The 21,877-nt window shown below is 64.6% G+C and carries 20 protein-coding genes; 12 read left to right on the top strand and 8 right to left on the bottom strand.

All coding sequences use genetic code 11. The features are described 5' to 3' along the window. Positions 1-85: 85 nt before the first annotated feature. Positions 86-460: a UrcA family protein gene (locus RIB52_RS10665; RefSeq protein WP_350175419.1), complete on the bottom strand. Its 375-nt coding sequence runs from the start codon at positions 458-460 to the stop codon at positions 86-88. 291 nt (positions 461-751) lie between these two features. Between RIB52_RS10665 and RIB52_RS10660 the strand changes: the two genes are divergently transcribed. From RIB52_RS10660 to ppdK, 3 genes are all read left to right on the top strand, one after another. Further along, positions 752-1,618, top strand: coding sequence for a glycine--tRNA ligase subunit alpha (locus RIB52_RS10660; protein ID WP_502879528.1), 867 nt, complete (start codon positions 752-754; stop codon positions 1,616-1,618). A 219-nt stretch (positions 1,619-1,837) separates the two neighbouring features. Continuing rightward, the gene (glyS, locus tag RIB52_RS10655; protein ID WP_350175417.1) at positions 1,838-4,372 is read left to right on the top strand and encodes a glycine--tRNA ligase subunit beta; all 2,535 of its coding nucleotides are present in this window, start codon (positions 1,838-1,840) and stop codon (positions 4,370-4,372) included. Positions 4,373-4,501: 129 nt separating this feature from the next. Beyond that, a complete protein-coding gene (gene ppdK / locus RIB52_RS10650) occupies positions 4,502-7,183 on the top strand; it encodes a pyruvate, phosphate dikinase (RefSeq protein WP_350175416.1) in 2,682 nt (893 codons plus the stop codon). Here ppdK and RIB52_RS10645 read toward each other — a convergent pair. After that, positions 7,180-7,941: a class I SAM-dependent methyltransferase gene (locus RIB52_RS10645; RefSeq protein WP_350175415.1), complete on the bottom strand. Its 762-nt coding sequence runs from the start codon at positions 7,939-7,941 to the stop codon at positions 7,180-7,182. The genes ppdK and RIB52_RS10645 overlap by 4 nt on opposite strands. 66 nt (positions 7,942-8,007) lie before the next feature. Between RIB52_RS10645 and RIB52_RS10640 the strand changes: the two genes are divergently transcribed. The 7 genes from RIB52_RS10640 (at position 8,008) to arsB (ending at position 14,199) form a co-directional block, all read left to right on the top strand. Next, on the top strand, positions 8,008-8,895 hold the full coding sequence (locus tag RIB52_RS10640) for a double zinc ribbon domain-containing protein (protein WP_350175414.1): 888 nt from the start codon (positions 8,008-8,010) through the stop codon (positions 8,893-8,895). 343 nt (positions 8,896-9,238) lie between these two features. After that, positions 9,239-9,637, top strand: coding sequence for a phosphoribosyl-AMP cyclohydrolase (gene hisI, locus RIB52_RS10635; protein ID WP_350175413.1), 399 nt, complete (start codon positions 9,239-9,241; stop codon positions 9,635-9,637). Between the two features lie 58 nt (positions 9,638-9,695). Beyond that, positions 9,696-10,178 (top strand): MerR family transcriptional regulator, encoded by a 483-nt coding sequence (locus tag RIB52_RS10630; RefSeq protein WP_350175701.1) that lies wholly within the window; start codon positions 9,696-9,698, stop codon positions 10,176-10,178. Between the two features lie 50 nt (positions 10,179-10,228). Further along, positions 10,229-12,034 (top strand): acyl-CoA dehydrogenase C-terminal domain-containing protein, encoded by a 1,806-nt coding sequence (locus RIB52_RS10625; protein ID WP_350175412.1) that lies wholly within the window; start codon positions 10,229-10,231, stop codon positions 12,032-12,034. Positions 12,035-12,314: 280 nt separating this feature from the next. Further along, positions 12,315-12,647 carry an ArsR/SmtB family transcription factor gene (locus RIB52_RS10620; RefSeq protein WP_350175411.1) on the top strand — a complete coding sequence of 111 codons (333 nt, stop codon included), beginning with the start codon at positions 12,315-12,317 and terminating at the stop codon, positions 12,645-12,647. After that, on the top strand, positions 12,644-13,132 hold the full coding sequence (locus RIB52_RS10615; protein WP_350175410.1) for an arsenate reductase ArsC: 489 nt from the start codon (positions 12,644-12,646) through the stop codon (positions 13,130-13,132). Before RIB52_RS10620 ends, RIB52_RS10615 begins: the two co-directional genes overlap by 4 nt. Next, on the top strand, positions 13,129-14,199 hold the full coding sequence (gene arsB, locus RIB52_RS10610) for an ACR3 family arsenite efflux transporter (protein WP_350175409.1): 1,071 nt from the start codon (positions 13,129-13,131) through the stop codon (positions 14,197-14,199). The genes RIB52_RS10615 and arsB overlap by 4 nt, the downstream gene beginning before the upstream one ends. 214 nt (positions 14,200-14,413) lie before the next feature. Here the strand turns inward: arsB and RIB52_RS10605 are convergent, their stop codons facing one another. The 5 genes from RIB52_RS10605 to tyrS form a co-directional block, all read right to left on the bottom strand. Continuing rightward, the gene (locus tag RIB52_RS10605) at positions 14,414-15,355 is read right to left on the bottom strand and encodes an energy transducer TonB (protein ID WP_350175408.1); all 942 of its coding nucleotides are present in this window, start codon (positions 15,353-15,355) and stop codon (positions 14,414-14,416) included. A 42-nt stretch (positions 15,356-15,397) separates the two neighbouring features. Continuing rightward, the gene (gene cysK / locus RIB52_RS10600; RefSeq protein WP_350175407.1) at positions 15,398-16,318 is read right to left on the bottom strand and encodes a cysteine synthase A; all 921 of its coding nucleotides are present in this window, start codon (positions 16,316-16,318) and stop codon (positions 15,398-15,400) included. Position 16,319: 1 nt separating this feature from the next. Next, positions 16,320-17,612, bottom strand: coding sequence for an MFS transporter (locus tag RIB52_RS10595; protein ID WP_350175406.1), 1,293 nt, complete (start codon positions 17,610-17,612; stop codon positions 16,320-16,322). A 94-nt stretch (positions 17,613-17,706) separates the two neighbouring features. After that, entirely contained in the window at positions 17,707-18,045 is a 339-nt protein-coding gene (locus tag RIB52_RS10590) for a PilZ domain-containing protein (RefSeq protein WP_350175405.1), read from the bottom strand. 108 nt (positions 18,046-18,153) lie between these two features. Beyond that, entirely contained in the window at positions 18,154-19,392 is a 1,239-nt protein-coding gene (gene tyrS, locus RIB52_RS10585; RefSeq protein ID WP_350175404.1) for a tyrosine--tRNA ligase, read from the bottom strand. A gap of 77 nt (positions 19,393-19,469) precedes the next feature. Here tyrS and RIB52_RS10580 point away from each other — a divergent pair, with 77 nt between their 5' ends. Next, on the top strand, positions 19,470-19,997 hold the full coding sequence (locus RIB52_RS10580) for a DOMON-like domain-containing protein (RefSeq protein ID WP_350175403.1): 528 nt from the start codon (positions 19,470-19,472) through the stop codon (positions 19,995-19,997). A 4-nt stretch (positions 19,998-20,001) separates the two neighbouring features. Here the strand turns inward: RIB52_RS10580 and RIB52_RS10575 are convergent, their stop codons facing one another. After that, positions 20,002-20,499 (bottom strand): TspO/MBR family protein, encoded by a 498-nt coding sequence (locus tag RIB52_RS10575; RefSeq protein WP_350175402.1) that lies wholly within the window; start codon positions 20,497-20,499, stop codon positions 20,002-20,004. A 106-nt stretch (positions 20,500-20,605) separates the two neighbouring features. Between RIB52_RS10575 and RIB52_RS10570 the strand changes: the two genes are divergently transcribed. Further along, positions 20,606-21,802, top strand: coding sequence for an exo-beta-N-acetylmuramidase NamZ family protein (locus tag RIB52_RS10570; RefSeq protein WP_350175699.1), 1,197 nt, complete (start codon positions 20,606-20,608; stop codon positions 21,800-21,802). Positions 21,803-21,877: the final 75 nt, after the last annotated feature.

The raw sequence follows: 21,877 nt of genomic DNA, 5'->3' as shown, positions 1-21,877 counted from the left end.
TGGCCGAATTCCCTCTCGAGATTGAAAGCCGCCCTGCCTCCTCCGCGTCCGGGAAGGTCCGGATCGGGCAGGGCGGCCTGTTGCATCACGCGCCCGGAGTGTCGGCGGGGGATGCGTCGTTCGTTTCAGCAAGGCGCACGGCCTTCGTATTGGCCTCGGCGACCGCGAGGCGCACCTGCACTTCGGCGGAACTGCGCGCAGCTTCGCGGCACTCGCGCTCCAGCCGAAGCGAAGCGAAATCGCGCCCTCCATTGGTGCAGAGCCGACGGATCCGGGTCTCGATGCGGGCATCAAGCCGGGCAATATCCTCGCGCTCGGTGAGATCGAGGTCGTTGTGCTTTGCCGTTTCGCTGAAGGCTTCCGCGTTGGCGGGCGCCGCAGCGGCTTGGACCGGGGTGATGTGGGGAAGGACGGCTGCGAGGATCGCCGCAGCGGGAACAAGGTGACAGATTTTCATCATCGGTTCTCCTGGGGAGGAAGAAGGGTTGGTTCGTGTATGGACAACCTTCCGATATGTCAGGTTGTGCTGACTATATGTCGCGATTCGCTGTCTATGTCAAGACAACATGACTTTTGGTCAGCACAAGGTGACGGAAAGCCGGTAGGCACGGCTTGCACGAAGTGCGCCGCCGCCCTCGCTGCGGCGCGGCATTGACGGTTTGCGGGGGTTGGGCCATTGGCACCCGCCATGACCGCCTCGCCGCATACGACAGCAAAAACCGGCCGCGACCCGACCCGGTCCTTTCAGGACATGATCCTTACGCTGCACGATTACTGGGCGGCGCGCGGCTGCGTGATCCTGCAGCCCTACGATATGCGCATGGGGGCGGGCACGTTTCACACCGCTACGACCCTGCGCGCGCTCGGCCCGGAAAGCTGGAATGCCGCCTTCGTCCAGCCGTGCCGCCGCCCGACCGACGGGCGCTATGGCGAGAATCCCAACCGGCTGCAGCATTATTACCAGTATCAGGTCATCCTGAAGCCATCGCCGCCCGACATCCAGGAACTGTATCTCGGCAGCCTCGAGGCGATCGGCATCAACCCGCTCGCGCACGATATCCGCTTTGTCGAGGATGACTGGGAATCGCCCACCCTCGGCGCATGGGGGCTGGGCTGGGAAGTCTGGTGCGACGGGATGGAAGTCACCCAGTTCACCTATTTCCAGCAGATGGGCGGCTTCGACTGCAAGCCCGTTTCGGGCGAACTGACCTACGGGCTCGAACGGCTCGCCATGTATATCCAGGGTGTCGACAACGTCTACGATCTCGCTTTCAATTCCTCCGGCTTTTCCTATGGCGATGTTTTCCTCGAAAACGAACGCCAGATGTCGAAATGGAATTTCGAGGTCGCCGATACCGAGGGCCTGTTCGCGCTGTTCACCAAGGCCGAGGCGGAATGCCGCAACGCATTGGCCGAAAACGTCCCCATCGCAGCCTATGAACAGGCGATCGAGGCGAGCCACATCTTCAACCTGCTGCAGGCGCGCGGCGTCATCAGCGTGCAGGAACGCGCGAGTTATATGGGCCGGGTGCGCGATCTCGCCCGCTCGTCCTGCGCAAAATACGCGAAAATGATGGCCCCGCGCTGGGCCGAGAGCCATCCGGGGTGGAGCCTGTGATGGGTTTTTCCGCCCCCCGCGTGAGTCCCAGCGAAGGCTGGGACCTCAGGCCAGCTGGCGCTCCATGTGTGAGTCCCAGCGAAGGCTGGGACCTCGGGCGGGTTGGCGCTCCGTGTGTGAGTCCCAGCGAAGGCTGGGACCTCGGGCGGGTTGGCGCGGCCTTCCGGGAGGTCCCAGCCTGCGCTGGGACTCGTGTCGGCGGCGTAGCGGGAGCGGCCCATGCCTGATTTCCTGCTCGAACTGCGCTCCGAGGAAATCCCCGCCCGCATGCAGGCGGGTGCGCGCGGTGAATTCGAAAAGCTGTTCCGCCGCGAAATGGATGCCGCCGGGGTTGCGGTGGGCGATGTCACGGTCTGGTCGACGCCGCGCCGTCTTGCCCTGATCGCGCGCGGGCTGCCCGAACAGACCGAGGCGGTGCGCGAGGAAGCGAAAGGCCCGCCCGCCGGCGCGCCCGATCAGGCGGTGGACGGTTTCTGCCGCAAGAACGGGGTCACCCGCGATCAACTCGAAGAGCGCGAGGTCAAGGGCCGCGCGACGTATTTCGCCGTGATCGAGCGCCCGGGTCAGGCGGTCGTCGACCTTCTCGCCGCTGCTATTCCTGCAATCATCCGCGATTTTTCCTGGCCAAAATCGATGCGCTGGGGCGAAGCTTCGATCAGCAGCGAAAGCACGCGCTGGGTGCGCCCGCTTTCAGGGATGGTCGCGCTGCTGGGCGACGACATCGTGCCCTGCGTGATGGACGGGCTGGCGAGTGGGCGCGAGACGATGGGGCACCGCTTCCATTCCTCCGGCCCGGTGACGATCGAGAGCGCCGACGATTACGCGGCGAAGCTGCGCGAAGCCTTCGTCATCGTCGATCACGCCGAACGCGCCGGGATCATCCGCGAAGGCGCGCGCAAGGCGGCCAAGGCGGCGGGCCTCGTGCTTGTCGAGGACGAGGGGCTGGTGGTCGAGAATGCCGGCCTTACCGAATGGCCCGCCCCGCTGCTTGGCCGGTTCGACGAGGCGTTCCTGGAAGTGCCGCCCGAGGTCATCCAGCTTTCCGCGCGGGTGAACCAGAAATATTTCGTGTGCGAAGACAAGGCCGGAAAACTCGCCAACGCCTTTGTGTGCACCGCGAATATCGACGCGCTCGAACCGGCGCTGGTGGTCGATGGCAACCGCAAGGTGCTCGCCGCGCGGCTTGCCGATGCGCGCTTCTTCTGGGAGGTCGACCAGAAGAAGACGCTGGCCGAGCACGCCAAGGGGCTGGAGCGGATCACCTTTCACGAGAAGCTCGGGACGGTCGCGGACAAGGTCGAGCGCGTGGCGAAGCTCGCGCGGTGGTTGGTGGAGTCCGATATCGTCACCCCGGACTTGATCCGGGGTCCCGCTTCTTCCGGTGCGCCATCTGAAGAAAAGCGGGACCCCGGCTCGGGGGCCGGGGTGACGAAAGAGAGTTTGGCGGACATGGCGCAGCAGGCCGCCCGCCTGTGCAAGGCCGACCTCGTCACCGAAATGGTCGGCGAATTCCCCGAATTGCAAGGACTTATGGGAGGCTATTACGCCCGCGCCAAGGGCTTGCCGGACGAAGTGGCCGACGCGATCCGCGATCATTACAAGCCGGTTGGGCAGGGTGATGACGTGCCGACGGCCCCGGTGACGGTGGCGGTTTCGCTGGCGGATAAGCTGGATACGCTGGTCGGGTTCTTTGCTGTTAATGAGAAACCAACGGGCTCGAAGGATCCGTTTGCGCTTAGGCGGGCAGCGCATTCGATTATCAAGTTGGTGACCGAGAACGACCTAAGACTCTCGATTCATGATGCGATAGGCTTTTCGCGACTTCTGCTGCTTCAAACCCTCTATCGTCATTGCGATTTTGTTGATTTTGATGATTATTTTGATAACGATTCCGATAGGATAGTAATCCTTCAAGAGGCGAATATTGGCAAGCTCGCTTCCGAATTGATCGTCTTTGAGAAAATCGATGACAAACATATCGATTTTGAACATTCCATCCCACTTTATTTTGTGCAGAATTCGCGTAGTTTTGAATTCGAATCCTTATTTGGAACGGTCGCGATTGTTTCTAATTATCTTCACGATCGGATTGAGGAGGTTTTCAAGGCCCGAGGGGTTCGGCATGATATCGTTCGAGCATTGATCTCCAAAAAGGTCGAGAAGCTCACTATTAATTTCAGTGACGAGTTTGGTGGAGCGCAGCCAGTGAGCCGCCGGAAGTTGGACCTTTCAAACGAGGACGATCTCGTGCGCCTGCTCGCCCGCGTCCATGCGCTGCAAAGCTTCGTCGAGACCGAGGACGGCACGAACCTTCTCGCCGGCTACAAGCGCGCGGCCAATATCCTCAAGAAGGAGGAATGGGACGCCGCCCCGCCGCGTGCGGGTGAACCGGTCGCCGAAACCAGCGAGGAAGACCCGCTCGCGCTCGCCGGAAAGCCCGAATTCGACGCGGCCTTTGGTCGCGGTGCGGGCAGGGGGGCGGATGCGCTGTCCTACGACCCCGAACCTGCCGAACGCGCACTGATCGAGGCGCTCGACGCGGCCGCTCCGCAGGCGGCGAAGGCGATCGGGGAAGAGCGTTTCGAGGATGCGATGAAGGCGCTTGCCAGCCTGCGCGCGCCGATCGACGCCTTCTTCGACGAGGTCACGGTCAACGACGACAATTCGGACAAGCGCAAAAGCCGCCTCGATCTGCTTGCGCGCTTCACCCGCGCCGTCGGGCAGGTTGCCGATTTCAGCCGGATCGAAGGATAGGGTGCTGCGTTTGATGCAACACCCGGGATCAGTTTCAGGGCTGCGCGCCGCGCCGTCCGCGCGCTTCGGGGCAGCGACGCATCGGATGTCGCATCCCCGCCTGGCGCACGCTTCAAAGGGAGCTTGTTAATGACCACCGATACCGCTCTTCGCACCGTCTACCGCTTTGGCGGAGACGCCCCGCATGACGATCCGCGCCAGCGCGACAAGATCGTGACCGGGGGCAAGGGCGCGAACCTTGCCGAAATGGCGAGTATCGGCCTGCCCGTGCCGCCCGGCTTCACCATCACGACCGAGGAATGCGTGCGCTACCTGCAGGCGGGCGAGGCGTTTCGCGACGACCTGAAGCGCGAAGTCGCCGATGCTCTCGCCCATGTCGAAAAGGCGGTGGGCAAGACATTCGGCGATGCCGCCGACCCGCTGCTTGTCTCGGTGCGTTCGGGCGCGCGGGTCTCGATGCCGGGAATGATGGACACGGTGCTCAATCTCGGGCTCAATGACGACACGGTCGAGGGGCTGGCCAAGGTGAGCGAGGACGAGCGTTTCGCCTGGGACAGCTATCGCCGCTTCATCCAGATGTATTCCGACGTGGTGCTTTGCCTCGATCATGGCCTGTTCGAGGAAGCACTCGAGATCGCGAAGGAAGATAACGGTTATTACAACGACACCGAAATGAGCGCGGACGACTGGCGCAAGCTGGTCGAGGAATACAAGCGGATCGTGCGCGAGGAGCAGGACGAGCCGTTTCCGCAGGACGTGCATGACCAGCTATGGGGCGCGATCGCGGCGGTGTTCGGCAGCTGGGATTCGGAACGGGCGAAGGTCTATCGCCGGCTCAATGACATCCCGGCCGACTGGGGCACGGCGGTGAACGTGCAGGCGATGGTGTTCGGCAATATGGGCGATACCAGCGCCACCGGCGTCGCTTTCACCCGCGATCCGTCTACCGGCGAGAAAAGCTATTACGGCGAATACCTCATCAACGCGCAAGGGGAAGACGTGGTCGCGGGGATCCGCACGCCGCAATACCTGACCAAGCAGGCGCGCGAGGCGGCGGGAGCACAGCCGCTGAGCATGGAAGAGGCACTTCCGCAGGCATACGAGGAACTTGCGCGGGTTTTCGACCTGCTCGAGGGCCATTACAAGGACATGCAGGACATCGAGTTCACCGTCGAGCGCGGGAAACTCTGGATGCTGCAGACCCGCACCGGCAAGCGCACCGCGAAAGCCGCGCTCAAGATGGCGACCGACATGGTGGACGAAGGCCTGATCGATCGCGCCGAAGCTGTCCGGCGGATCGACCCGATGGCATTGGACCAGTTGCTCCACCCGACGCTCGATCCCGAGGCGGAGCGCAATGTCATGACGACCGGCCTTCCCGCCTCGCCGGGGGCTGCTGCGGGCAAGATCGTGCTCGACGCCGACACGGCCGAGCAATGGGCAAACCGAGGGGACAAGGTGATCCTCGTCAGGGTCGAGACCAGCCCTGAGGACATTCACGGCATGCACGCCGCGCAGGGTATCCTGACAGCACGCGGCGGGATGACCAGCCACGCGGCGGTGGTCGCCCGCGGCATGGGGCGTCCCTGCGTCTCGGGCGCGAGCGGCATTTCGATCGAAAGGACCGAGCGCACGCTCAGGATCGGCTCGACCGAGCTCAAGGAAGGCGACACCATCACGCTCGACGGAGGCAACGGCCAGGTCATGCTGGGCGAGGTGCCGACGGTCGAGCCCGAACTAGCGGGCGATTTCGCAACGCTCATGGAATGGGCCGACGAACTGCGCCGGATGCGCGTGCGGACAAATGCCGAAACACCCGAGGACTGCCGCATGGCGCGCCAGTTCGGGGCCGAGGGCATCGGGTTGTGCCGCACCGAACACATGTTCTTCGACGCGGGCCGGATCAAGGCCGTGCGCCAGATGATCCTCGCCGAAGACGAGGCCGGGCGGCGCAAGGCGCTGGAACAGCTGCTGCCCGAACAGCGCGCGGATTTCACCGCGATCTTCGAGGTCATGGCAGGCCTTCCCTGCACGATCCGCCTGCTCGACCCGCCGCTCCACGAATTCCTCCCCACCCGCGACGAGGAATTCGCCGAGCTTTCGGATGCGACCGGCCTCGGCACCGATCATCTCAAGCGGCGCGCGAACGAGCTGCACGAATTCAACCCCATGCTCGGTCATCGCGGCTGCCGGCTCGGCATTACCTATCCCGAAATCTACGAGATGCAGGCGCGCGCCATTTTCGAGGCGGCCTGTGCCGTCGAGTCGGAAAGCGGCGATGCACCGCTGCCCGAGATCATGATTCCTCTGGTTGCCACGAAGAAGGAACTCGCCGTGCTGCGCGCGCTGGTCGACCGGGTGGCGGAAGAAGTGTTCGAGGAAAAGGGCACCCGCATCGCCTATCTCGTCGGCACGATGATCGAATTGCCGCGCGCGGCGCTCATGGCGGGCGAGATCGCCGAAGAAGGCGAATTCTTCAGCTTCGGCACGAACGACCTCACCCAGACGACGCTGGGTCTCTCGCGTGACGACGCCGGGCGCTTCCTCAACACCTATGTCGACAAGGGCATCTTCCCGCGCGATCCCTTCGTCAGCCTCGACATCGACGGGGTCGGGCAACTGGTAGAACTCGCCGCCGAGCGAGGGCGCAAGGCGCGGGGCGACATCAAGCTCGGCATCTGCGGCGAGCATGGCGGCGACCCCGCGAGCATCGCGTTCTGCGAGACAGTCGGCCTCGATTACGTCAGCGCCTCGCCCTATCGCGTGCCGATCGCACGGCTCGCCGCGGCACAGGCTTCGCTGGCGAACTAGGTCCCGGCGAGAGATCGCCGCCCGGTAAGGGTGACGATCTCGATCCGCTCGGCCACTTTCCCGCTGTTATCGGCCTGTTCCAGAAAGGCCGAGCGCGCCCGTTCCAGCGCCGCCTTGCCCAGCGGCGGGGCGGTGTCGGCGAGTGCATTGCCAAGCCCCTGGTCGCGCAGGTCCGCAACCAGCGTATCGAGCGCGGAATAACGGATCGTGAGCGCCTGCGTATCGACCACCGGGTCCTTCCACCCCGCGCGCTGCAGCAGGCCGGGCGCGGCCCTGTGATCGACCAGCGGGTGCATCCGCGCAGCGGGTCGATCCGGCTCGGCGGCCAGCATGGCGGCGCGCAGGCGAGGAAGGCTCTGCCCGCCCACGAAGCTCGCGATCACCAGCCCGCCCGGCTCCAGCGCCTCGCGCAGGTGGATCAGCGCGCCGGGCAGATCGTTGACCGCATCGAATTGGCCGAGCACCGCGATGAAATCGAACCCGCCTTGCGCAAAGGGCGCCTCGAGGTCGAACGCATTGCCATCCGCGATCTTCCCGGCGCTGCCGGCAAGGTAATCGCCCAGTGGCTTTGGACAGGGGCCGATCACCAGCGGTCGCTGGGGTTCGTGGCGAACGAAGGCAAGCCGTTCGACCATTTCCTCTGCGATGTCCTCCCACACGAAACGCGCGGCCTGTGCGCGTCGCTGGCGTGCGAAAGCACGCTGGAGCCGCAGGACGCGGCGGTGCGGGTCGAAAATGCGGGGAACCGGGGAAGCCATCGAAAGCCTCCTGCCGCGCTTGCCTCTCCGCTGCAAGCCGTGCGACAAACGTATCGGGAGGGTCGAATGAAAAAGGCGCGTTCGCATGTCGTTGCGGGACTGAGGCCGCTGGTCGACCTGGTCTACCCGCCGCGCTGCCCGCTATGCGGCGAGGCGGTGTTGGAGCAGGGGGGGCTCTGCGCGGATTGCTATGGCGAGCTCGATTTTCCCGGGGATCCCGCCTGTTCGCTATGCCAGCGCCCGCTCGGCAGCGCGACGGCGGCGAGGGACGAAGTCTGTTTCGCCTGCCGCGCCGATCCACCGCGCCATGCGGGCATTCAAGCAGCGACGCTTTATAACGATGCCTCGCGGCGCCTGATCCTGTCCTTCAAGCATGGCGGCAAGATCGCCCTGGCCGGTCTGATGGCGCGGCTGATGGCGGTGCGCCTGCCCGAGACCACCTGCGACCCGGCCTCGCAGCCGCTACTGGTCCCGGTCCCGCTGCATCGCTGGCGCATCTGGGAGCGAGGCTACAACCAGGCGGGTCTGCTCGCAACGGACCTCGCACGGCAGGGGCGCGGTGAACTGCTGGTCGATGCGCTGGTGCGGCGCAAGGCGACGCGCAGCCTCGGCGGTTTGGGACGCGAGGCGCGCGAGGCCATGCTGGCGGGGGCGATCGCGGTCGCGCGCAAGCGAGCGGGACAGATCAGGGGGCGGAGCGTGATCCTGGTCGACGATGTGCTCACCAGCGGAGCGACGAGCAAAGCCTGCGTCGAGGCCCTGCTCGAAGCGGGAGCGAAGGATGTGGTGATCGCCTGCTTCGCCCGGGTGGTCGACGCAGGCGGGTTGGGCGGCGCGCCGGCGAAGACCGGCGCACAGGAACGCGATGCCGGAGAGCAGGGCGGCCGGCGGGGTGACGAGGTTGGCACGAAAAACACAACGCCCGAGGCCATTACAGCCCCGGGCGCCACGTGACGAAATGATGCGGATCCGCTCTTAGAAGAGCTATCGGCGACCACCCCCTAACTTGGTCGCCGGGATCCTATCCCTCATCGTTCAACCGGAAGCCCCGACACCCCGCTGTCGATCCTTTCCGGTCACCCCCTGAACCAGGCTGTCATTTCCAAGCGGGAAAGACGCCACTGTTCGGTGGAGGACCATCGCTGGCCCATGTGTGTCTTGTTCCATTCCGGCTTCGGATCGTGAAGGGTAAAACGCGCACAGCCGCGATTTCATGCGCATATGTTGTTATCGTGCAACAAGAACGGCTTGAGGCTGAAGCGTCGGCGCGCCATTTCGGGCGGAAAGGAGAGACATCTTGGACCGCACCTCCATCGCGCAGGAAGAACTCGAACAGGGCTCGCGTTTTGCGCCCCGTTTTGACGAAGCAGGGCTGATGCCCGCCATCGTCGTCGATGCGGATTCGGGCGATGTGCTCGTTTTGGCATGGATGAACGCCGAGGCGCTGGAGAGAACGCGGACGAGCGGGCGGGTGACGTTCTGGTCGCGCTCGCGCGGGAGATTGTGGACGAAGGGCGAGACCTCGGGAAATTTCCTCGAGGTCGAGGAAATGCTCGTGGATTGCGACCAGGATGCCCTGCTGATCCGGTCGCGGCCGCACGGCCCGACCTGCCATACCGGCGCGCGAAGTTGCTTTTACCGCCGGATCGACCCCGCAGCCGAGGATGGGAATGCGCTTTCACCCAGTCAGGGGTAACCCACTGCCCTTCGGGTCAAGACTTGACGCTGACGTAAAGGGAAGGTAAGGCATGGTCATGGTTACTGCACCGGCCCGCAAGCACGCATCCGGATCGTCCGACGCCGAGCACGCCAGAGGCAGCGAACAGCGGCGCAGCAGCGCGCATCTCGACCGACCGGACAAGCATGAGCGTGAGCAATATTCGATCTCGGACCTCACATCCGAATTTGGCTGCACGGCGCGTGCGCTGCGCTTTTATGAGGACGAGGGGCTGATCAGCCCGGCGCGTGTGGGGCTTACCCGCGTCTATTCCAAGCGCGACCGCGCGCGTCTCGCCTGGATCATGCGGGCCAAGAATGTGGGTTTCTCTTTGAACGAAATCCGCGAGATGATCGACCTCTACGATCTCGACGACGGCCGGGTCGAACAGCGCCGCGTGACGATCGAGAAATGCCGCCAGCATATCGCCAAGCTCAAGGAGCAGCGCGCCGATATCGATTCCTCGATCAGGGATCTCACCGAATTCGTCGCCGAGATCGAGAAGCTCAACCTCGGCTGAAATACATCACAGCCACTCCGTTTCAAACCGCTAAACCAGGGATCACAGCGATGCCGACCTATACCGCCCCGACCCGCGACACGCGCTTCGTCGTCAACGAGATGCTGGACCTTGCCAGCTATGGCAACCTGCCGGGATTCGAGAACGCGACGCCCGACATGATCGACACGGTCATCAACGAAGCGGGCAAGTTCTGCTCCGAGGTTCTCGCGCCGCTCAACCAGATCGGCGACGAGCATGGCTGCACCCGCCACGAGGACGGCTCGGTCACCACGCCTCCCGGTTTCAAGGAAGCCTATGAAGCCTATGTCGAAAGCGGGTGGGGCACGATCGCCAAGCCGACCGAATTCGGCGGGCAGGGCCTGCCGCATGTTCTCGGCTTCGTGATCGAGGAATTCACCGGCACTGCCAACCAGGCTTTCGCCATGTATCCCGGCCTCACCAACGGCGCGACGGCGGCGATCGAGGCCGCCGGATCGCAGGAACAGAAGGAAATGTACCTGCCCAGGATGATTTCGGGCGAATGGTCGGGCACGATGAACCTGACCGAGCCGCATTGCGGGACCGATCTCGGCATGATCCGCACCAAGGCGGAACCCAATGACGATGGCTCCTATTCGATCACCGGGACCAAGATCTTCATTTCTGCCGGTGAGCACGACCTCACTAGCAACATCATCCACCTCGTCCTTGCGAAAACGCCGGGCGCGCCGGATTCGTCGAAGGGCATTTCGCTGTTCATCGTGCCCAAGTTCATCCTCGACGAGAATGGCGAGCCGGGTGAGCGCAACGGCGTGACCTGCGGTTCCATCGAGAAGAAGATGGGCATCCACGGCAATGCGACCTGCGTGCTCAATTATGACGGCGCCAAGGGTTTCCTTGTTGGCGAGGAAAATCGCGGGCTCGCCGCCATGTTCATCATGATGAACGCGGCGCGTCTGGGTGTCGGCCTTCAGGGTCTTGCCCAGGCCGAAGTGTCGTATCAGAATGCCGTGACCTATGCGCTCGACCGGCGTCAGGGCCGCGCGCTTTCGGGTCCGAAGGACACGGATGAAAAGGCCGACCCGATCTTCGTCCACCCCGACGTGCGCCGGATGCTGATGGATGCCAAGGTGTTCAACGAGGCCATGCGCGCGCTGTGCCTGTGGGGCGCTCTGCAGGTCGACCTGACGCACAAGGCCCAGACCGAGGAGGAGCGCGAGGAAGCCGACATGCTCATCGGCCTCATGACCCCGGTCATAAAGGGCTACGGCACCGACAAGGGCTATGACATCGCCAACAATATGCAGCAGGTCTATGGCGGGCACGGCTATGTGCGTGAATGGGGCATGGAGCAGTTCGTCCGCGATAGCCGCATCGCCATGATCTACGAAGGCACGAACGGCGTGCAGGCGATGGACCTGTGCGGCCGCAAGCTGCCTGCCAAGGGGGGCAAGGCGATCCAGAAATTCTTCGCCGTGATCGACGAAGAAATCGCCTCGGTAAAGGATGACGAGACGCTCGCGCCGATCGCCACCGCGCTTGAAAAGGCGCTGGGCGAGCAGAAGGCGGCGACCATGTGGTTCATGCAGAACGCGATGCAGAACCCCAACCATCTTGGCGCGGGCGCGCATCACTACATGCACATCATGGGCATCGTGACGCTGGGCTATATGTGGCTCAAGATGGCGAAGGTCGCCAAGGATGCGCTGGCGGGCGATCCGTCGGACAAGGCGTTCTACGAGGCCAAGCTGACCGCCGCGGCCTATTATGCCGAGCGTTGGCTGCCCGATGCGGGCGCGCTGCGGCGCAAGCTCGAGGCGGGCAGCGAAAACATGATGAAGCTTACCGAGGACGCCTTCGCCACCGCGGCCTGAGGCACCCTACAGCTGCCGTGGCCCCGAGTCGCGGTGAGCAAGTTGATTTCGTCCATTCGCGGGTCGTCGTATTTCGATATGACGGCCCGCATTTTGCGTTCTTCCGGCACGAAAAGACCCCGTGCGAAGCTAGCATTGCGCTTTGGGGTAGGAAAATGCGCGCCCGCGTCCGCCCGAACGATGCCGCCCAGCCGCGACCGCCCCTTTCCCCCCCGATCCGTGTTGACGCCTTTCGCTGAAGACAATATTTCGATATTTATCGAATCATCGGAGGATCGCGATGCAGTCCCAACAGGTCATAAGCTCTCTCGCTGCCCTCGCGCAGGAGCACCGTCTGGCCGCATTCCGCCTTCTGGTGCAGGCGGGCGCGCAGGGCATCCCGGCGGGCGTGCTCGCCGAAAAGCTCGGCGTGCCGCCGTCATCGATGAGTTTCCATCTCGCCCAGCTTTCGCATGCCGGCCTCGTGACCCAGCGGCGGGAAAGCCGGTCGATCATCTATTCCGCCGACTATGCGGCGATGAACGAATTGATGGGTTACCTGACCGAAAATTGCTGCGGCGGCGATGACTGCGAAGCGGTCTGCGCCCCGGCCGAGCGCAAGGAGCCGGCATGATCAACGTCCTTTTCCTGTGCACGGGCAATTCGGCCCGCTCGATCCTCGCCGAAGCGATCCTGAACCATCATGGCGAGGGGCGTTTCACCGCTTTCAGCGCGGGCAGCAATCCAGCGGGCACGGTCAACCCGTTCACGCTGGGCACGCTCGAGCGGCGCGGGCTTCCGGTCGACGGCTTGCGGTCGAAAAGCTGGAGCGAATATGCCGACGGGCCAGAATTCGACCTCATTTTCACCGTCTGCGACAGCGCGGCTGCGGAAAGCTGTCCGGTCTGGCCGGGACGACCGATCTCGGCGCATTGGGGCATTCCCGATCCGGCGGCGGTCGAAGGCGACGATGCGCAAAAGCAGGCCGCGTTCGACCTTGCTTTCGAGCGAATGAAGCGCCGCATCGACCGGCTGATCGCGCTGCCGCTCGACAGCCTGACACCGGATGCCCTGCGCTTTGAACTGGCGAAAATCGGCAAGGAGGCTGAACAGGCATGACCAGCGCGACCGCTGACATCGAACCCGCCGCAGCGGGGCTTGGCCTGTTCGAGAAATGGCTTTCGGTCTGGGTCGCTGCCGCGATCATCGCGGGCGTTGCGCTGGGCAACCTTGCACCCGATTCCTTTGCCCTGCTGGCGGGCCTCGAATACGCCTCGGTCAATCTCGTCGTCGCGGTGCTGATCTGGGCGATGATCTTCCCGATGATGGTCGCGGTCGATTTCGGTGCGGTCCGGCGCGCCGGCGACAAGCCCAAGGGGCTGATCATCACGCTCGTGGTCAACTGGCTGGTCAAGCCTTTCACGATGGCGGCGCTGGGCGTTGTGTTCTTCGAAGTGGTCTTTGCGCCCCTGATCGACCCGGCAGACGCGCAGCAATATATCGCCGGGCTGATCCTGCTGGGCGCTGCGCCGTGCACCGCGATGGTGTTCGTCTGGTCGCAGCTGACCAAAGGCGACCCCGCCTATACGCTGGTGCAGGTGGCGGCCAACGACCTTATCATGATCGTCGCCTTCGCGCCCATTGTCGCGCTGCTGCTGGGCGTTACCGACATCGCCGTGCCGTGGGAGACGCTGCTGCTTTCGGTCGCGCTTTACGTGGTGGTCCCGCTCGCCGCCGGGGCCTTCGTGCGTCACCGCCTGCTGGCGGCCCATGGCGGGAACGAGGACGCGGTGGCCGATTTCACCGGTCGGATGAAACCGCTCTCGATCATCGGCCTCCTTGCCACCGTGCTGCTGCTGTTCGGGTTCCAGGCCGAAACCATCGTTGCGCGCCCGTTGCTCGTGGCGCTGATCGCGGTCCCGATCATCGTCCAGAGCTACGGGATTTTCTTCATCGCCTATGGCGCGGCCAAGGCGTGGCGCGTGCCCCACGCCATTGCCGCGCCCTGCGCGCTGATCGGCACGTCCAACTTTTTCGAACTGGCGGTGGCGGTCGCCATCGGCCTGTTCGGGCTGGGCAGCGGGGCGGCACTGGCGACGGTGGTGGGCGTGCTTGTCGAAGTCCCGGTGATGCTCTCTCTCGTCGCCATCGCCAACCGGACCCGGGGGCAATTCGCGGCCGGTTAGGCTGTCCGCCTCAGTCCACCGGCAGGAAACCGGGGACCGGCAGGCCCGTTCCGGGCAGGCTTGGTAGGGTTCGTGCAGATCGTGCGCAGCGTCTCGCGCCCGCTTGCCGGGGAAAGGCCGGATCTCGGGTCGAGAAATACGCTGGGGGCTGGCGAGTGTTTCGTGCCGGTTACGCACCGGCATTCCGCCCCTCTGCCGAAGCGCCACCTCGTCCCTAATCGAGCCGCCATTGCAGCGTGCCCGAATATTCGCCCGGCAGCGCCTCTCCCGCCGCGCCGCGCGCCGGTTCGAACCGCGCCGACCGGGCGATCAGCTTGCAGGTCGCCTCGTCGAGCAAGGCGTGGCCGGAGGAGTTTGCGACCTGGCATTGCGTCGCGCGCCCCTCCGCATCGACAAGCGCGCGAAAGCCGACATCGCCTTCGATCCCTTCGCGTAGCGCGCGCGAGGGATAATAAGCACCCATAACCGCAGCGAGTGCTGCCGGATCGTGCAGGCGCGGCGGGTGGGCCGGGGCAGTGCCGGCCGGAATTTCTCCGGCGGAAGGCGGAGCGGCCGGGGAAGGTGAGAGAGGATCGCGCGCCGTGAGCTTTACCGGATCAAAAGCCGCTTCGAGCGCGGCCTCGTGTTGGTCCGCGCCGTCGATGCGCTTGAGCGCGAGCGTCAGCATGGCCAGCCATATGCGGTAGGTCGGATTGTCGTCCTCGAGCTGCCGCCGCTCCTCGCTGGATCGCCCCTCGGCAATCAGTGCCTCGATGAACAACCGAACATGGTGCATCCGGCGCTCGAAGCTTGCAATGCCTTCGCCTCCCGACCCATCGGCAAAGGCCGGACCGTGGCAGAGGAAAACGCTGAACAGCGCGGCGAGGGCGTGATAGAGGCCCACCAGGCGCGCAACTTCGTCCTCGACGTCATCCAGCGCCGTGGACTTCGCGAGCGTTTCGGCGGCCATGGCCTCGACAATGCCCTGCCGTTCGTGCGCGGGATCGCCCTTTGCGACCTTCCTTCGCCAACTCCTGCGCTGGCGGCGAAGGATAGTTTCGTTCTTGTCGATCTCCGCTTCGAACTCGAAGCCAGCCGCCGTGCAGGCATCGGCGAGATTGTCGCGATACCAGGCATAAAGGCCCGGATATTGCCTGCGTGTATTCCTGCCGAACACGTCCGTCCCCTGCTTTTTCTCCGCCTGCGATTGTGCCGGGTGTCATTCCACCGGCAGGAAATCCGGGACCGACAGGTATCGTTCGCCGGTGTCGTAATTGAAACCCATCACCCGCGTGCCTTCGCCCAGCTCGGGCAGCTTCTTCGCAATGGCTGCGAGCGTCGCGCCGGAGGATATGCCAACCAGCATCCCTTCCTCGCGCGCGGCGCGGCGGGCCATGTCCTTGGCGGCCTCGGCATCGACCGGGATCGCGCCGTCGATAGCATTGGTGTGGAGGTTGTCGGGGATGAATCCCGCGCCGATGCCCTGGATCGGGTGCGGGCCGGGTTCGCCGCCATTGATGACCGGAGACGCTTCGGGTTCGACCCCGTAGGCCTTGAAATCGGGCCAGACCTTTTTCAGCTCTTCCGCGCAGCCGGTCAGGTGGCCGCCCGTGCCGACGCCGGTGATCATCACGTCGATCGGATCGTCCTTGAAATCGCGCAGGATTTCCTGCGCCGTCGTGCGGGCGTGGACGGCGACATTGGACGGGTTTTCGAATTGCGAAGGGCTCCATGCGCCTTCGGTCGTCTCGACCAGCTCGGCGGCGCGTTCGATCGCGCCCTTCATGCCCTTTTCCTTGGGCGTGAGATCGAATGTCGCCCCATAGGCGAGCATCAGCCGGCGGCGTTCGATCGACATGGACTCGGGCATGACGAGGACGAGGCGATAGCCCTTGACCGCGGCGACCATGGCAAGTCCGATGCCGGTGTTGCCGCTGGTCGGCTCGACGATGGTCCCGCCGGGCTGCAACCGGCCCGATTCCTCCGCGTCCTCCACCATGGCGAGCGCGATGCGGTCCTTGATCGAGCCGCCGGGATTGGCGCGCTCGGACTTGATCCACACTTCGTGGTCGGGAAACAGGCGCGCCATGCGGATATGGGGCGTACCGCCGACGGTCTCGAGGATATTGGTTGCTTTCATGTCAGGCCTCCTGTGTTTTTGTGTCTGGTTCGCTGTTTAGCAGGTCTGAGGGCGGATCGAAGGTCTTGGTGGTGACAAGCACGGGGAACAGCCTCGCCCATATCGCGACCGTCGCCACCGCGCCCGCACCACCCGCGACGACCGCCGCGACGGGCCCGATCAGGAAAGCGAGCGTGCCGGAAAAGAAATCGCCGCCCTCGTTCGACGCGCTGATGGTGAGGAGACTGACCGAGGAGACGCGCCCGCGCTTGTCGTCGGGCGTGTGGAGCTGGATCAGCGACTGGCGGATATAGACGCTGAACATGTCCGCCGCGCCGACGATGAACAGCATGGCGAGGCTGAGCGGCATCGACGTGGACAGGCCGAACACGATGGTGGCACATCCGAAGACCGCGACCGCGCCGAGCATTTTCGGCCCCACATTGGAATTGATCGGGCGAAAGGAAAACCATGCCGCGGTGAGCGCCGCGCCGATGGCGGGCGCCATGGCGAGTTGGCTCAGGCCTTTCTCGCCCACCTCCAGGATATCGCGCGCATAGACCGGGAACAGCGCCGTCGCGCCGGCAAGGAACACCGCCGCCAGGTCGAGCGTGATCGCGCCCAGCACCATCTTGTTGTTCACCACGTAGCGCAGCCCGTCGACGATCGCGCCAATGGGGCGCTGGTCGCGGCGAACGGCGGGCTGGGGGACGCGGCCGATGAAAGTGAGGGCGGTGGCCGATACCGCGAACAGCCCCGCCGCGACCGTGTAGGGCAGGTGCGGCTCGATGGAAAACAGGTATCCGCCCAGCGCCGGACCGCCGATCATGCCGACCTGCCACGCGATCGAGGACAAGGCGATGGCCGTCGGCAGGATCGCCTTGGGCACGAGATTGGGAGCGAGCGCGCTCAGCGCAGGTCCGGCAAAGCCGCGCGCGATGCCCAGCACCACCGCAACCGCGTAGAGGATCGGTAGCGTTATGGCTCCGGTGGCGGTGGACCAGGCCAGCACGAGCGCACAGCCCAGCTGCAGCAGCACCGTTGCCCGCCCGAGGGCGCGCCGGTCGAAACGGTCGGCGGCAAGGCCGGAAAAGGGCGTGAGCACGAAGAGCGGCAGGAACTGGAACAGGCCGATCAGCGCGAGCTGGCCGGAAGCCTCCGGAATGCTCATCCCCGCATCGCGCGCGATATTGTAGGTCTGCCACCCGATAATGAGCATCATCGCATAGCCCGCCAACGTCATGGCGAGGCGGCTGAGCCAGTAGGCGCGGAAATTGTGGACGCGAAAAGGGTGGGGGGCAGCGGTCTCGGTCACGCACGGTGCCATGGCAGGCCGGTGCGCGCGTGCCAAGCAATCGCTTCTATGGAAGGGTCAAACGCAGGCTTTGCGAGCCCTGCGCCGGCCCGTCTCAGCGCCCTTTGCGCAGGCGCGGATTGGGCTGGAGCGCGTCGATGATCTGGACGAAATCGTCGAGCCTTATGATCCGCTCGAACTGGAAGCCCGCGCGCACGTCGCGGGTCCAGATGCAATAGGCCTCGATCCGGCCCACCACCGGCAGGCGAATGATGATGCGGTCCCCGCGCGACAGGCCATGGGCGTCGTCCACCATGAAGCCGTGCGCCGACAGGTTGCAAACATGCAGGGTGAGGTCGCCGTGCTGAAAATGCTCGACGATCACCGGGAAATCGACCGGGTGACGCGCCGCACGGCGCATGTCTGTAACGCTCAGATTCGCTCCGACGGACACGGCGCCTTTTCCTCCACTGATGCTCGCAAGACATTGCTAATGGGAGATAAAGGCTGACATTTGGTAAAATGCGGTGGTTACGACGCGTTTACCCTTACAAATCAATCCCTAGCGCGTGATTAGGCCGTACCGCTTCTTGCCGAGGCTGAGACGCAGCGTCTCCCCGGCATCGGGCAGGACGAGATGGCCCGGGTCCTTCACCGTCTCGCCCTCCAGTTTCACCGCGCCCTCGGCGAGCTTGCGCTTGGCCTCTCCGCCCGATGCGGTGAAGCCGATCTCCTTCAGGACCGCCGCGATCCGCATGCCATCCTCGCCCACGGCAAGGCTCGGCAGGTCCTCGCCCGCGCCGCCGGCAAAGGTTTCGCGTGCGGTCGCTTCGGCGGCGAGCGCCGCATCCTCGCCGCGCACGAGCTTCGTGACCTCGTTCGCCAGCACGACCTTGGCCGCGTTGATCTCGGCGCCTTCCAGCGCTTCGAGCCGGGCGATCTCGTCCAGTGGCAGGTCGGTGAACAGGCGCAGGAAACGGCCGACGTCGCGGTCATCGGTGTTGCGCCAGTATTGCCAGAAATCATAAGCCGAAAGCTGGTCTTCGTTGAGCCACACCGCACCGCTGGCCGTCTTGCCCATCTTCGCCCCGTCGGCGGTGGTCAGCAGCGGCGTCGTCAGCCCGTAAAGCTCGCGCCCCTCCATCCGGCGGCCGAGTTCCATGCCGTTAACGATGTTGCCCCACTGGTCGCTGCCGCCCATCTGCAAGCGGCAATCGTACCGCCGCGCGAGTTCGAGGAAATCGTAAGCCTGCAGGATCATGTAATTGAATTCGAGGAAGGTCAGCGGTTGTTCGCGGTCGAGGCGCAGTTTGACCGAATCGAAAGTCAGCATCCGGTTGATCGTGAAATGCGGGCCGACATCGCGCAGCAGCTCGATATAGCCGAGGGTGGACAGCCATTCGTCGTTGTTGACCATCACGGCATCGCTCGGGCCGTCGCCGAAGGTCAGCAGCCGCTCGAACACGGTGAAGATCGAGGCGATGTTATCGTCGATCACTTGCGGGGTTAGCAGCTTGCGGCTTTCATCCTTGCCCGAGGGGTCGCCGATCTTGGTCGTCCCGCCGCCCATCACCACGATCGGCTTGTGCCCGGCCTGCTGCAACCGGCGCAGCATCATGATCTGGACGAGGCTGCCGACATGGAGCGAAGGTGCGGTCGCGTCGAAGCCGATATAGCCGGGCACGATGCTCTTCGCCGCGAGCGCATCGAGGCCCGCAGGGTCGGTGACCTGGTGGATATAGCCGCGCTGCTCCAGCAGGCGCAGCAGGTCGGAATCGTAAGTGGTCGTGCCCGTGTTCATGACGCGGGCGCTTACCAGCGGTTTCGCAGGTCGCCTAGGGCCTTGCGCGCCGCTGCGCCTGTGGCATCAGGGGCGGCATGATCCCCCTCATGCTGCATCGCACCTGCGACCTCGGCCCGGTGCGCGCCGTGACCGCACGAATTCGCGCTACCGAGATCGGCTGCGAGGCCGAATTCCGCCTCGACGGGACGCTCGAAGGCGTGGTCCTGCCACCCGCCGGGCCCGCGATCCGCACCGATGGCCTGTGGCGATCGACCTGCTTCGAGGTGTTCTGGCAATCGATCGGGGAAGAGGGCTACCGCGAATTCAACTTCGCGCCATCGGGCCAATGGGCCGCATATGCCTTCGACCGCCACCGGGACGGCATGCGCGAAGCCCCGGTCGAAGGAATTTCGGTGTCCGCCTCCCATGCCTCCTCGCAGGGCACCGGGGGGATGGTGCTCACGGCAAGCCTTGCCGCCGACCTTGCCGCTCCTGCGCAGGTTGGGCTTAGTGCCGTGATCGAACAGGCGGGCGGGGGGCTGCAATACTGGGCCCTCGCCTTTCCGCCCGGGCCGCCCGACTTCCATTCCGAAGCCTGCCGCCAGGTGATCGTCGAACGCTAGGCGATCAGGCCTCGGCCGTGCGTTCCCCGAAAGGCGCATTGAGCTGCACGATCTTCCAGTTGAGCAGCAAAGCGAAGCTGACCCAGGAAATGTAGGGAATGTTGAGCCATCCCGCGAGCGGCGACCACAAGGGCAGGAACAGGCACAGCGCGAACACCGACAGCCACAGGAACACATTCTCGACGAGCGCCAAATCGGGCCGCTTCAGCTTGAAGAAGAGCGGCGACCACGCGATGTGAAAAACGAAATTCACCCCGAACAGCGCACCGATCGCGATGCCGCCCGCCGTGGTTTCCGCCGCAGTCCATGCGAGGTAGAAGCTCCAGCCCGCAAGGCCTAGGATGATCGTCCAGGCCGGGCCGAACAGCCAGTCGGGCGGCTGCCAGCTCGGCTTTTTCAGGTTGCGATACCAATGGCCGATATCGGTCAACGCACCGCCCGCGCCGCCGAGGATGATCGCCCAGAGAGCGGCGATGATCGCAGGGGTCCATTCGATATCCATGCTGCACAAGCGAAAGAACGGCCTGCTTGTTCCCGCGCGCGGGGGCAATGTGCAAAAGATTTGCCTTTGCCCCATGGCTGTTCCAACGCTTCGGCCCATGACTGACGTGAAATTCGGCATCGACCGCCTGCTCGAAAACCGCTCGCTGCTGACCCAGCTGGAGGGGCGGCGCGTCGCACTGGTCGCCCATCCGGCAAGCGTGACCGCTGACCTGACGCACAGCCTCGATGCGTTGATCGGCGCGGGCGTGAACGTGGCCAGCGCCTTCGGCCCGCAGCATGGGCTGAAGGGCGACAAGCAGGACAACATGGTCGAAAGCGCGGACGAGATGGACCCGGTCTACGGCATCCCGGTGTTCTCGCTCTACGGCGAGGTCCGGCGGCCGACGGCGCGCATGATGGAGAGCGCGGACGTCTTCCTGTTCGACCTGCAGGATCTGGGCTGCCGGATCTACACCTTCGTCACGACGCTGCTCTACCTGCTCGAAGAGGCGGCGAAATCAGACAAGAGCGTCTGGGTGCTCGACCGCCCGAACCCTGCGGGCCGCCCGGTCGAAGGGACGATGCTGGTGCCGGGGCAGGAAAGCTTCGTGGGCGCGGCCCCCATGCCGATGCGCCACGGATTGACGCTGGGCGAGATGGGGAACTGGTTCTTGCGCCATTTCGGGCTCGATGTCGATTACCGGGTCGTGGCGATGGAGGGGTGGCAGCCCGACGGCGAGGGGAAGGGCTGGCCTCCCTCGCGCGTCTGGGTGAACCCGTCGCCCAATGCCGCCAATGCCAACATGGCGCGCTGCTATGCCGGGACGGTGATGCTCGAAGGGACCACTCTGTCGGAAGGGCGCGGGACCACGCGGCCATTGGAAGTGCTGTTCGGCGCGCCCGACCTGGACGCGAAAGCCGTGCTGGCGGAGATGCGCGCGCTCGCCCCCGAATGGTGCAACGGAGCCGCGATTCGCGAATGCTGGTTCGAGCCGACCTTCCACAAGCACTCAGGTTCGCTCTGCAACGCGTTGATGTTGCACGCGGAAGGGCCGTTCTACGCGCACGACGCGTTCCGCCCGTGGCGCTTGCAGGCGCTCGCGTTCAAGGCGATCCGGCGGCTCTATGCGGACCACGAGTTGTGGCGCGATTTTCCCTACGAATACGAGCACGAACGGCTCGCGATCGACGTCATCAATGGCGGGCCGTCCTTGCGCGAATGGGTCGATGACAGCGAGGCGGGTCCCGGCGATCTCGACGCGCTGGCGTCAGCCGACGAGGCGGCGTGGGTGGCGGATGTGAGGGAGCGTTTGCTTTACTGAAGCGCCTTTGGCGCTGTCCATGCCGACGCCGACCCTGTAGGCTGCGCGAAGTCGCCGGTGCTGTGGCGTGAAAGA

The organism is Erythrobacter sp. (assembly GCF_040217515.1).
GTDB lineage: Bacteria > Pseudomonadota > Alphaproteobacteria > Sphingomonadales > Sphingomonadaceae > Erythrobacter.
Note: the sequence above shows the minus strand (reverse complement) of the source record. Positions and strands in the feature narration are given on the sequence as shown.

Excerpts from the sequence above, each read along its gene's own strand:
- RIB52_RS10665 (WP_350175419.1), bottom strand. The coding sequence starts at position 460 with ATGATGAAAATCTGTCACCTTGTTCCCGCTGCGGCGATCCTCGCAGCC.
- RIB52_RS10660 (WP_502879528.1), top strand. The coding sequence starts at position 752 with ATGATCCTTACGCTGCACGATTACTGGGCGGCGCGCGGCTGCGTGATC.
- glyS (WP_350175417.1), top strand. The coding sequence starts at position 1,838 with ATGCCTGATTTCCTGCTCGAACTGCGCTCCGAGGAAATCCCCGCCCGC.
- ppdK (WP_350175416.1), top strand. The coding sequence starts at position 4,502 with ATGACCACCGATACCGCTCTTCGCACCGTCTACCGCTTTGGCGGAGAC.
- RIB52_RS10645 (WP_350175415.1), bottom strand. The coding sequence starts at position 7,941 with ATGGCTTCCCCGGTTCCCCGCATTTTCGACCCGCACCGCCGCGTCCTG.
- RIB52_RS10640 (WP_350175414.1), top strand. The coding sequence starts at position 8,008 with ATGAAAAAGGCGCGTTCGCATGTCGTTGCGGGACTGAGGCCGCTGGTC.
- RIB52_RS10630 (WP_350175701.1), top strand. The coding sequence starts at position 9,696 with ATGGTTACTGCACCGGCCCGCAAGCACGCATCCGGATCGTCCGACGCC.
- RIB52_RS10625 (WP_350175412.1), top strand. The coding sequence starts at position 10,229 with ATGCCGACCTATACCGCCCCGACCCGCGACACGCGCTTCGTCGTCAAC.
- RIB52_RS10620 (WP_350175411.1), top strand. The coding sequence starts at position 12,315 with ATGCAGTCCCAACAGGTCATAAGCTCTCTCGCTGCCCTCGCGCAGGAG.
- RIB52_RS10615 (WP_350175410.1), top strand. The coding sequence starts at position 12,644 with ATGATCAACGTCCTTTTCCTGTGCACGGGCAATTCGGCCCGCTCGATC.
- arsB (WP_350175409.1), top strand. The coding sequence starts at position 13,129 with ATGACCAGCGCGACCGCTGACATCGAACCCGCCGCAGCGGGGCTTGGC.
- cysK (WP_350175407.1), bottom strand. The coding sequence starts at position 16,318 with ATGAAAGCAACCAATATCCTCGAGACCGTCGGCGGTACGCCCCATATC.
- tyrS (WP_350175404.1), bottom strand. The coding sequence starts at position 19,392 with ATGAACACGGGCACGACCACTTACGATTCCGACCTGCTGCGCCTGCTG.
- RIB52_RS10580 (WP_350175403.1), top strand. The coding sequence starts at position 19,470 with ATGATCCCCCTCATGCTGCATCGCACCTGCGACCTCGGCCCGGTGCGC.
- RIB52_RS10575 (WP_350175402.1), bottom strand. The coding sequence starts at position 20,499 with ATGGATATCGAATGGACCCCTGCGATCATCGCCGCTCTCTGGGCGATC.